The sequence below is a fragment of the Dethiothermospora halolimnae genome (assembly GCF_037577855.1).
Lineage (GTDB): Bacteria > Bacillota > Clostridia > Tissierellales > VENL01 > Dethiothermospora > Dethiothermospora halolimnae.
Window position 1 is genome coordinate 114,235 of the sequence record NZ_JBAKFX010000003.1, and the last position, 11,567, is coordinate 125,801.

General features: G+C 34.6%; 9 protein-coding genes. All 9 read right to left on the bottom strand.

Annotated features, from left to right (window positions below; genetic code table 11):
* Position 1: 1 nt before the first annotated feature.
* Positions 2 to 1,036 carry a lysine 5,6-aminomutase reactivase subunit KamB gene (gene kamB / locus V6137_RS02190; RefSeq protein ID WP_425446243.1) on the bottom strand — a complete coding sequence of 345 codons (1,035 nt, stop codon included), beginning with the start codon at positions 1,034 to 1,036 and terminating at the stop codon, positions 2 to 4.
* A 158-nt stretch (positions 1,037 to 1,194) separates the two neighbouring features.
* Positions 1,195 to 2,445, bottom strand: a complete 1,251-nt coding sequence (gene kamA / locus V6137_RS02195) for a lysine 2,3-aminomutase (RefSeq protein ID WP_425446244.1) — start codon at positions 2,443 to 2,445, stop codon at positions 1,195 to 1,197.
* 235 nt (positions 2,446 to 2,680) lie between these two features.
* Positions 2,681 to 3,718 carry an L-erythro-3,5-diaminohexanoate dehydrogenase gene (gene kdd / locus V6137_RS02200; RefSeq protein ID WP_425446245.1) on the bottom strand — a complete coding sequence of 346 codons (1,038 nt, stop codon included), beginning with the start codon at positions 3,716 to 3,718 and terminating at the stop codon, positions 2,681 to 2,683.
* 343 nt (positions 3,719 to 4,061) lie between these two features.
* Complete coding sequence (locus tag V6137_RS02205) at positions 4,062 to 5,447, bottom strand: sigma-54 interaction domain-containing protein (protein WP_425446246.1); 1,386 nt, start codon at positions 5,445 to 5,447, stop codon at positions 4,062 to 4,064.
* A gap of 279 nt (positions 5,448 to 5,726) precedes the next feature.
* On the bottom strand, positions 5,727 to 6,143 hold the full coding sequence (locus V6137_RS02210; RefSeq protein WP_425446247.1) for a YwiB family protein: 417 nt from the start codon (positions 6,141 to 6,143) through the stop codon (positions 5,727 to 5,729).
* Between the two features lie 23 nt (positions 6,144 to 6,166).
* Complete coding sequence (gene murI, locus V6137_RS02215; protein ID WP_425446248.1) at positions 6,167 to 6,973, bottom strand: glutamate racemase; 807 nt, start codon at positions 6,971 to 6,973, stop codon at positions 6,167 to 6,169.
* A gap of 1,421 nt (positions 6,974 to 8,394) precedes the next feature.
* Positions 8,395 to 9,762: a germination protein YpeB gene (ypeB, locus tag V6137_RS02220; RefSeq protein ID WP_425446249.1), complete on the bottom strand. Its 1,368-nt coding sequence runs from the start codon at positions 9,760 to 9,762 to the stop codon at positions 8,395 to 8,397.
* 17 nt (positions 9,763 to 9,779) lie between these two features.
* Positions 9,780 to 10,508 carry a spore cortex-lytic enzyme gene (sleB, locus tag V6137_RS02225; protein WP_425446250.1) on the bottom strand — a complete coding sequence of 243 codons (729 nt, stop codon included), beginning with the start codon at positions 10,506 to 10,508 and terminating at the stop codon, positions 9,780 to 9,782.
* Positions 10,509 to 10,786: 278 nt separating this feature from the next.
* Complete coding sequence (gene spoIIR, locus V6137_RS02230) at positions 10,787 to 11,440, bottom strand: stage II sporulation protein R (protein ID WP_425446251.1); 654 nt, start codon at positions 11,438 to 11,440, stop codon at positions 10,787 to 10,789.
* Positions 11,441 to 11,567: the final 127 nt, after the last annotated feature.

An 11,567-nucleotide genomic window follows, 5' to 3' on the forward strand; every position in this document is an offset into this window, starting at 1 on the left:
ATCACTCACCACCATATACCACATCATATACATTAACATCTGTTAGGAAGCTTTTCATTTTATTTAGAAATTCTCTTTGCTCAAAATAATATCCTTTAGGTGAATAGGGATTTATTGTAACGGCTATTATATTAATGGGATTTAAAACCTTTAGCTTAAATCCCTTCCTAATAATACTTAGCCACACTTTAGAATCTATAAATACCCTTGTGCCATCTTTTATTATAAAATCCACATCTTTATACCTTTTAGTTACATCGATAATATCTGATATGGTTTTTTTTACTAATGATCCCGATATAACAACAGCCTTTGTATCCTCATCTATATTTTCTCCGATTACCTTCCCACTATTTAAGGCTGTTTTTATATTTAGTGACTTTATGTTAAATTCTTTATCTATTATTGCTAGCTCTTTATTATCGATTATTCTACTTGCTAGCTTTCTTATATTCTCATCTTTAACCGATGGTAATGTAAAAAGGCTAACCCTATGAAGGGTTTCTCTGATTACATTATTCATATCCCTACTTAAAACCGCTCCAGTTGACAATATGGTTCCATCTGATATGGATGGAGCCGCCGATGATGTTCTATTTAAAGCTCCATCTATTAATGTTATATCTGCCCCCAAATCTATCATTCTTTCAGATACTTTTTTTATTGTATGTACCGTATTAGGCCCTGCTATTTGAACATATCCACTGTTTTTTACTTTACCGATTACTACCCTTCCCATAGGTGTTCTATAATCTGTAACATCTATTATTTCAACCTTGGCATCCCCCAATACCAGAGTCTTTTCAGCCGTCGCTATTAATGTGTCTTCATAAACATATATAGTTGGTTTCTCCGTTCTTGTAACCAAGTCTTCACTTTCCCCGTCCCGCCCCGTTGATGTTATGCCTATATTGACATCATTATAATAGGCCTCTTCTATTATATGGTTTAAAGTAACAGTCTTCCCGGCATTTTTCGCCATACCTACTATTGATATTATTTTATTTTCTTCTTTAATTGAGTCTAATATGGACACTTTGAAAACCCCGCTTTATCTAGATAATAGATAATAAAGAATAGAGAATAGATATGGTCCAAAGTGGCCTTTGGCCACTTTATTTTTATTTAATTTATGGCTTCGACTTCAGTCGAAGGTTTCTTTATTTATTCTTTATTCTCTATTCTTTATTCTTTTTACTTATGTCCTCTTTCTCTTCTTGCCAATTTAGTTGGTTCTAATGCTATTTGATTTCCTTGAAGTAGGCCTGCTACTCCTGTTAGGGTTTGTTCTTTTTCTCCCTTACAGACTTCACAGTTGCAGATTGGCTCATAATTATCAGGTTCTGTATAAGTTGTTATAACTCCTTCAAAGTTTCTAAGGATAACTTTGTTATGATTCATTGATACAACATAATTAGGCATTACTGGAGTTTTTCCTCCTCCCCCTGGAGCATCAACGACAAATGTAGGAACTGCATATCCTGATGTATGCCCCCTAAGGCCTTCTATTATTTCGATTCCCTTAGCAACTGGAGTTCTAAAGTGCTCTATTCCCATAGATAAATCACATTGATAGATATAATATGGTCTAACCCTTATTTTAACAAGGTCTTGAACTAATTTTTTCATTACATGGACACAATCATTTACTCCCCTTAATAAAACCGACTGATTTCCTAGAGGTATTCCTGCATCTGCTAGCTTCCTTATTGCTTCTTTTGATTCCTCTGTTATTTCCTTTGGATGGTTAAAGTGGGTGTTTAACCATACTGGATGATATTTCTTAAGCATATTAACTAAGTTATCTGTTATTCTTTGAGGCACTACAACTGGAGCCCTTGAACCTATCCTAATTACTTCAACATGGGGTATTTCCCTTAACCTCTTAATAATGCTTTCAAGTTTTTCATCGGATACTAATAATGCATCTCCCCCAGATAGTAATACATCCCTAACCTGTGGTGTGTTTCTTATATATTCAATAGCCCTTTCTATCCTATCCATTCCCACTTCTCCGTCTTTTTGACCGGCAAACCTTCTCCTTGTACAGTGTCTACAGTACATGGAACACTGATCTGTAATAAGGAACAATACCCTATCTGGATATCTGTGGGTAAGTCCCGGTACTGGAGAGTCTGTATCTTCATGAAGGGGATCCTCCATATCAGCACTACCCTTATGGGTTTCCATAATAGTTGGTACTGCTTGCATCCTTATTGGGCATCTATGATCGTCTCTATCCATTAGTGATGCATAGTATGGTGTTATACCCATTCTAAATTTACTTAAGGTTTCCCCTATTTCCTTTTCTTCCTCTTCAGTAAGGTTTATAACCTCTTTTAACTGATTAACATCTGTTATTCTATTTCTAACTTGCCATTTCCAATCCTTCCAATCCTCTTCTTTAACGTTTTCCCATAATGGAATTTGTTTATATGAACGCATTTTTCTATTCCCCCCATTTTTTTAATTCAAATAATAGATAATAAAGAATAGAGAATAGATATGGTGCAAAGTGGCCATAGGCCACTTTGGTTGGGGGATTACGAATCCCCCAACAACTAAATTATAACCCCTTGCCCTTTCATACGGCGGGAGGCTGAATATATTCAGTCCCTACATAATTGATTTTACGACCGTAGGGAGTAAAATCTCCTTATCTATTCTTTATTCTTTAATATTAAGCATAAAGCTCTTCATAAATCTTTCTTAGTTCCTTACTTTCCCTCATTATCTGAAGGGCTATTTCAGCATGGCCTTTTGTGTAACCATTTCCCATTATCATTGTTGTATCTTTTCCTACACCTTCAGCTCCTAGGGCTGCTTTTGTGAAGTTTGTTGCCATACTAAAGAAGTAAATAAGTCCATCGTCTTTAGTGGCCAAGATACTTGGCATTTCTGTGTTTGGTACGTTTACACAGTTTATAGTTATATCTGTCATTTCTCCATTTGTAGCTTCCTTTACCTTTTCTAGTACTTCCACTGCATTAGTTGCATCTGCCTTTATGTAAACATCGGCTAAATCAGCTGACTTTGCTCTCTCTAAGCTTTCTTCACTATATCCAAGGCATATTACTTTTCCGTTTACTCCAACTCTTTTTCTCGCTTCATATAAACATAACATACCAGATTTACCTGCTCCACCTATTACTAATACATTATCTCCTGGTTTAACAAGTTTTGCTGCTTGAGCCGGTGCACCGGCAACATCAAGTACAGATAATGCTAAGTTTTCTGGTAAATCTTCAGGAAGTACCGCATATATTCCACTTTCAAATAATATTGCTTCTCCCTTTATATCTACTTGGTCTATGTCTTTTCTAACTGCTAATATTTCATCTATTTTAAGTGGTGTTAGCGATAATGAAACTAATGTAGCTATTTTATCTCCAACTTTAAGATCAACCTTACCTTCTAATGCTGGTCCTATTTCCTTTACTGTACCTATTAACATTCCTCCAGAACCTGTAACGGGATTTTGATGTTTACCCCTAGTTTCTACTATATTTTTCATTATTTCCTTTATCTTTTCTTCTTTGCCCTTTGCTTCTTCTTTTATTTGAGTAAAACTTGCTGAGTCTATATTTAATGTTTGAACATCAATTAATATCTCATTGTCATATATCTCCATGGTATTATCAATCTTCACCGCTGGTTGTGGTAATGTATTTTTTGGTTCTATAACCCTATGTGTTCCATATGGACATCCTTTTTTCATTAAAAACGCCTCCCCTTTTTTTGCTTTTTGTTTTATTTTTAACGATTGGCTTTTCGGTTATTTATAATTGCAAGAAGTATGCCAGGTTGTTTTAAAGAATAGATAATAGAGAATAAAGAATAGATAATGTGCAAAGATGGCCGGAGGCCACTTTGGATTTATTATATTTTTCTTATATAGTAAGTATATTAGAGGTTAGTCAATGACTGGTGTTGAAGAAATCTAGATATGCCCTGTCCCTACATAATTTAATTTTACGACCAAAGGGAGTAAAATAACCATATCTATTCTTTATTCTTCATTCTTTATTCTTCAACAAAAAAATAACGCCCGTTTTTTGGCGTTATTTTTTAATATCGTATTTATTCATCTTATACTGAAGGGTTTGTCTTGGGATTTCTATTAGTTTTGCTGTTTTTGTTATGTTAAAGTCTGTTTTCTTTAGAGCATCTAGTATAATATTTTTTTCCGTTTCTTCTATGGTTTCCCTAAGGGGTTTTATCTTTTCTCTGGGACTATATATGGATTGTTCAAATTGCTGGGGGAGGTGTTCTAGACTTATTTTTTCTGTATCATATATTGTCATTATGCCTTCTATAACATGTTCAAGTTCCCTAACGTTTCCTGGCCAGTTATATTTTATAAATACCTGGGATACCTCTTTTGTTACACCTTTAACTAATTTATTTAACTTTTTATTATACTTATCTATAAAAAAGTCTGTAAGTACTGGAATATCAGATTTTCTATCCTTAAGTTCTGGGATACCTAATGTTACAACATTAAGTCTATAATATAGATCTTTTCTTAACTCTTTATTTTCAACTGCTAGGTCAGGGTCAGTATTTGTGGCAGCTATTATCCTTACATCAACTGTTACCGTTTTAGTGGAACCTACCCTTCTTATTGTCCCATCTTGAAGTACCCTCAATAGCTTTGCTTGAAGCTCTAGGGGCATTGAATTTATTTCATCCAAAAAAAGTGTTCCCCCATCGGCCACTTCAAACAATCCCGGTCTATTTTCAGCCCCTGTAAAGCCACCCTTAGATGTTCCAAAAAGTATTCCCTCAAGTAAATTTGCTGGAAGGGCAGCACAGTTTTGGGTTACAAAGGGTTTATTCTTTCTATTACTTGCACTATGTATTGATTGTACCAATAGTTCTTTTCCCGTTCCAGTTTCCCCATATACCAATATCGGTGATGATGTTTGAGCTGCCTTTAAAGAAAGGGATTTTAATTTAAGCATTTTCTCCGATTGTCCTATAATGTCTACAAATGTATAGTTTGCAGTGGTTTTATTTTTCCTTTTTTTCTTGTCATCTTTGTATAGTTCTTTTTGAAGGTCTAATATTCTTTCGGATAATTCCCTTACCTTTGTTATGTCCCTAGATAGTTCCAATGCACCAACAATACCTTTTTTAGACCTTATGGGTATAGATGAATTCACTGTAGTTATTTTATCCCCTTTATAGTTTATAAATGTTTGCTCAACATCAAATATTGGCTTTCCCGTTTTCATAACCTGCAAAAGGGTACTGGTATCATATGATAATGAAGGATATATTTCTAATATATGCCTACCCACAGCCTTATCATCATCTATTTCATCTAGCTTCGTTGCAAATTTATTGTAATATATTATTTTGCCATTTTTATCTATTATATGAATACCTTCATCTATGTAATCTAGTATCTTGTATATATTTTCCTTAAGTAAGATATCTTTCAAGTTATTCCCCCTTTCCTTTTATGCCGATTTTCGGGCATTTAGTGACGGAAAACTGGCAATTTAAGCTAGAAAGTAGTTAATATAGTTGAGAGTTGAGATAGGAGAGTTAAATGTACAAATCGGCTGAAGCCGATTTGATATATAATATTTTACGACCAAGGTGAGTAAAATCACCTCAAACTCTCCACTCTCAATTCTCCTCTAAAATTAGTCTCCCAATGAATTCACAACTAATAAGCTTTTGACTATTATCTGTTAACTATTATCTATTAACTACTTTTAGTGTATTTTAATCGAAAGCCTGTTTCTACTCTCAACTTCCCCACCAATACTTAACCTATAGTCTAGATTTATATTGCCCTTTCCTTTATCGGATATATCTAGGTCTACTGTTCTAGTTACTACTTCCATCAACATATTTCCATAGGGAGTTTGATAGCTTGTTCGATGCTTTTTTCCTTGTTCAAATGTAAGTTTTGAGTTGTTGTTGCCAAATCTTTTCATTGATATTTTGCTACCTTCTATTTTCAATGTTGTAGTGGAGCCTTCCATGCCTGATAGTTCACTTTCATCATAAACGATATAATATATATCATTTTTTTTATAAAACTTCCCTAGGGTAGTTAATTCTATGTCATTTTTTTCTCCGTCAGTATGTTTTTGTTCTCCTAATATTCTTAATGTTACTTCTTTCATAACTTTCTCCTCTCAGTTAATAACTATAAATTTTCTATACTTACTTTTTCTATGGTCTCAATATCTTTACCTAATATATTTCCCCCTATTCTTCTAAATTTTTCAGGGGCATCACTTACATAATATTTGTATTTAGGTTTATCTAATTTATCTGATAATAATCCCTTTTCTTTTAATATTTCTTTTGTGACCTTAGCAGTTTCAAATGCAGGATTTACTAGATTTACTTTATCCCCCATGACTTTGCTTAATGTATATCTTAATATTGGGTAATGGGTGCACCCTAAAACTAGGGTATCTATATCATGTTCTTTAAGTTCCATTAAATATTTTTCAGCTGTAAGCTTGGCTACATCACTATCTTCCCATCCATCTTCCACTATTTGTACAAATAAAGGGCATGCTATCCCTATCACTTGGGATGATTTATCTATTCTTCGTATTCTCATTTGATAGGCTTCACTATTTATGGTTCCCGTGGTACCGATAACTCCTATCCTCTTATTTTTAGTCACCAGTGCAGCTTTATTGGCACCGGGGGTTATTACACCTATTATGGGTATATCAAAGTTTTTTTGCGCTTCTTCTAAAGCTATGGCACTGGCGGTATTGCAGGCTATAACTATTGCCTTTATTTTTTTGCTTAGTAAAAACTTTATACATTGAAAAGAGTATTTTGTCACGGTTTCTTTAGATCTGGTTCCATAGGGTATCCTAGCTGTATCACCAAAATATATTACATCTTCTCCTGGAAGTTGCTCCATTATTTCCTTTAATACAGTAAGACCCCCTATTCCAGAATCAAATACCCCTATGGGTCTATTGTCCATTTTATATAACACCCCTTTGCCGAAGCGGTTTGCTTCGGAATTGTTAATTTTTAATTGTTAATTGTTAGGTTTGGCGGTCTGGGTTTTTGCCTTGGACCTGCCTTCGGAATTTTAAATTGTAAATTTTAAATTATAAATTGTGTCGTTTCGATGTTTTTTGGTTGTTAGTTGTTTTTGTTTTTTTGATAGGTTTTATTTTCGGCCCATTCCCGCCACTTTACAGGGTGGGAGGACATGACATGCCCAGTCCCTACGGATGGGGGTTAAATATATTAAGCCTATATTTGATGTTTTGTTACTGGGGGATTCTTAATCCCCCAGTCCTTGTGCTTCTCTAGGTTTATTGGTTGGAGGATTACGAATCCCCCAACAACGGTATAGCAGTTTTAGTGGTTAACTAATTTTATTTCGGCTCTTTCCCTCCACTTTACAGGGTGGGAGGACATGACATGCCCAGTCCCTACGGATGGGGGTTAAATATATTAAGCCTATATTTGATGTTTTGTTACTGGGGGATTCTTAATCCCCCAGTTCTTGTGCTTCTCTAGGTTTATTGGTTGGAGGATTACGAATCCCCCAACAACGGTATAGCAGTTTTAGTGGTTAACTAGTTTTATTTCGGCTCTTTCCCTCCACTTTACAGGGTGGGAGGACATGACATGCCCAGTCCCTACGGATGGGGGTTAAATATATTAAGCCTATATTTGATGTTTTGTTACTGGGGGATTCTTAATCCCCCAGTCCTTGTGCTTCTCTAGGTTTATTGGTTGGAGGATTACGAATCCCCCAACAACGGTATAGCAGTTTTAGTGGTTAACTAATTTTATTTCGGCTCTTTCCCTCCACTTTACAGGGTGGGAGGACATGGCATGCCCAGTCCCTACGGATGGGGGTTAAATATATTAAGCCTATATTTGACGTTTTGTTACTGGGGGATTCTTAATCCCCCAGTCCTTGTGCTTTTCTAGGTTTATTGGTTGGGGGATTACGAATCCCCCAACAACAGTATAGCGGTTTTAGTGGTTAACTAGTTTTATTTCGGCTCTTTCCCTCCACTTTACAGGGTGGGAGGACATGGCATGCCCAGTCCCTGCATAATTTAATTTTACCACCGTCGGGAGTAAAATTTCCTTATCTATCCTTTATTCTCCATTCTTTATTCTTTAATTTAAAAGTTATACTTTTATTATAATAGAAATAAAGAAAAATATCCAAACAAAGTTAGAGGATTAGGAATCCCCCAACAACGAAGGCCAAATAATTAGAAGTGACAAATCCTTCAGTAACTAAACAACAAAGTCGAAGAGCTAAAATGTTACAAATCCATGACCAAACTAAATACCCCATCTTTTAATTTATAATTTACAATTTACAATTTAAAATTAACATTCTAAAAAGGAGCCACGGTTCTAGGCTCCTTTTTAGAATGTAAGGGTTCCATTTTCATTTTTAATTATTTTAAGTATCTTTGTTTCTTTTCCTGTTAATGCATTTATATATACTATAAAGTCACTGCCTTGATATTTTCCTTTAAATTCGTAACATAACACTTCTTTTATTCCCGTTTCTGGAATTATAGCAAGTCTTACACTGTCCACTTCAAAGTCTACCCTAACTTTTTCCCTTGCCTCTGATTCAGTTAATTTAGGTTCGGGGATATCTCTATTATGATGGCTTTTTAGATATTGGGCTGCATCTATCCCTAGGATTTCCCCATTATCTAATGCCACTTTCACTTTTATAAGATCTGGATATATTGTTACTCCATTGTCCTTATATGCAAAATTAAATACTGCTACTCCATCATATCTTAGGGAATAGTTGGCTTCCATATTGTTATATCCCTTTTCATTTAAAAATTCCTTTGCTTTTTTTCTTGCAGATTCCATATTTAACTTTATCGCTGGAACATTACGGGGGTTTTCCATCCATACCACTTTACCACCTTTCATACTTACACCTATGTACATGCCCCGCTCCTTTTCTTTGTTTTCCGGTGCAATGCTAAAGGTGTAGGATGGTATTTTAGCTTTATTTATATTTTTTCCCTGTTCAAACATTGTAAGTTTTTCCACTTTATCTATTCCAATGAAATCTGCAGCTATTTTTCTTGCCTGCTTTTCATCTACTTTTTTATCTCCTAGGCCCTTGGGATTTACATTCATAACTTGGTCTGAAAATGGACCATCGTATATTAGTTCAGGATAATTTGTCATTTTCTCTTCTAGTTTAACTAATCTTGCATCTAACATATTATCACTGGTATTTTCCAATTTATTTTTTTTCTTTCTTTTTACCGTGCCAATGCTAAATTGACCCTTAGCTAACTTTCCATGGAGTTCTGATAATTCCTTTGATAGATAACTTGTATACTGCTGTAGGTCTATCATTGATTTAGACCTTTTTTGATTTAACGATTGTCCTTCTAGTATGTCCTCCACAAGGGAAAAACTATAGTCAGAAACTTGGGTTAAAAATTTTTGTGTTTGGGCTATATCACTATGTTTTACTGGCATTTGTCCTAATTTCTCTTCAGCCATATACGCCTGTTGCATTATTTGAGATAATAATAGGACATTTTGTTCCTTTGAACCGGATAAGAGAGCCTTGGATAGATTAACCTGAACATTTTCTACATGATCCTTTAAATCATAAAATAACATCTGATAATGATTGTTAAGGGCTATTTCGTAATTATTTTTCATTTTATATTGATTGTAACCCCAAACCCCTGTTGCTACTAATGCTATAATCAGTATTGCCGGTATTATTAGTCTTTTATACTTCAAATTTTCCACCTCCTATTCTAGTTACCAAACCAGTGTTTTCCTATCTTTACTACCACTTCCCTTGACCAAATCCATTTGCTGGTTGATGTGGCGGGGTTCCAATAATATAAGCAACCATATGTTGGATCCCATCCATTTATGGCATCTCTAGCTGCCTTCATGGATTCCTTATCAGGGTTAAGATTTATTTGGCCATCTGTAACTGCAGTAAATGCCAATGGTTGATATATAACTCCCGCTATTGTATTGGGGAATGATGGGTTTTCTACCCTATTTAATGCAACTGCCGCTACTGCAACTTTTCCTATATAAGACTCTCCCCTGGCTTCACCATGGATGGCCCTGGCTAATAGGTATATATCATCGTTTCTACTCACTCCAGCTGTTGAAGCCGTTTTAGCCGGTGGCTGGTTATCGATATTTATGCCCAAAGCCGCCGCAGTATTAGGTCCCACAACTCCATCTACTGCTAATCCATTTTTACTCTGAAATTCCCTAACTGCCCTATAGGTTTCTGGACCATATAGACCATCAACGCTTCCGTTATAATAACCCCATTTAAGTAATTGCCACTGAACATTTTTAACATCTTGACCCTTTGAGCCCCAATATAATGGAGCTTGGGTAATACTAGAAGCCTCTTGTTCTAGGATTTCATTGGAGGGAGTTATACCCATTATGTAATATGTACCTATAGATAATGAAATTAGTAATAAAAAACTAGTTATTACAACTAATTTTTTCATATTATGTTCTCCTTTCAGTTTTAGTTTTGTATGGGATTATTTTTTGTATTAGAAAGGGGTTTTATGCACCCTTTTAAAGAAAGAATAAATATGGTTATTTTACTCACTTAGTTCGTAAAATTTCATTATATTGGCTGGGGGATTACGAATCCCCCAGCAACAAGAGCTAATTCTTTAGCAATAAAAGCTAATCCTTCAGCGACAAAATTAAAACAAAGTGGCCTTTGGCCACTTTGCACATTATCTATTCTCTATTCTCTATTATTTATTATTTGCATTTAAAAAAGGTTACCTAGTTTAATTTTTCCCTTTTCAAGTATCTCTACTAGTTTAAATTTTAACTTCACATCGGTATCTTCTTTACTTTTTGCTGTTTTAATCATGTTGTATTCTTCCTCTGTTAATACCTCTTTCAATTCACTTTCTGTTTTTTCATCTGTAAGACCATTTGTTACATCTACAAAGCATAGAGGAGGGAACATTACACACCACCAGTTTTTACCTTTTCCTTCTCCTATTACCACATTTACTGCTTCATATTTTCCCGCCGGTAGTGTGAAATTTCCATAGGATTTTGTTGGAAAGTTATGATAACCAAAATCTACATTTATATCATAATTTTTGCCCTGTCTATTTAATTCATTTTTTGCTATGTACTCTATTTCTTTTATGTTATTTTCTATGATTTTTCTTGTTTCATCAAGGGATGATGAGTCTTTAAACTTCTCATTCATTTTACCTATTATTTTGTCCCTTACTTTTAATTTTAATTGCTGGTCTTGATCTGAGTCACTATTTGCAACCACATGGAATCTTATTAAGCTTTCTTTATAGGACTTTCTATTTTTTAGAACATCGCTTATTGATACAATGCCTATGGCTAATACAATACAGAATGAAATAATTATTCCTTTTAAAATTTTCTTTTTCATTATTATACCTCCATTGTTCTTAGTTTTAGTTCTAGTCTTAGTTTCAGTTGAGGGATTACGAATCCCCCAACAACCTACGAACTAACCACTTAATCTTAAACATTTTTAGTATTATTTCTTTTCATTT

Bases quoted from the DNA above. Each gene is read 5' to 3' on its own strand.
- V6137_RS02210 (WP_425446247.1), bottom strand. From the start codon at position 6,143: ATGAAAGAAGTAACATTAAGAATATTAGGAGAACAAAAACATACTGAC.
- kamA (WP_425446244.1), bottom strand. From the start codon at position 2,445: ATGCGTTCATATAAACAAATTCCATTATGGGAAAACGTTAAAGAAGAG.
- murI (WP_425446248.1), bottom strand. From the start codon at position 6,973: ATGGACAATAGACCCATAGGGGTATTTGATTCTGGAATAGGGGGTCTT.
- sleB (WP_425446250.1), bottom strand. From the start codon at position 10,508: ATGAAAAAATTAGTTGTAATAACTAGTTTTTTATTACTAATTTCATTA.
- kdd (WP_425446245.1), bottom strand. From the start codon at position 3,718: ATGAAAAAAGGATGTCCATATGGAACACATAGGGTTATAGAACCAAAA.
- spoIIR (WP_425446251.1), bottom strand. From the start codon at position 11,440: ATGAAAAAGAAAATTTTAAAAGGAATAATTATTTCATTCTGTATTGTA.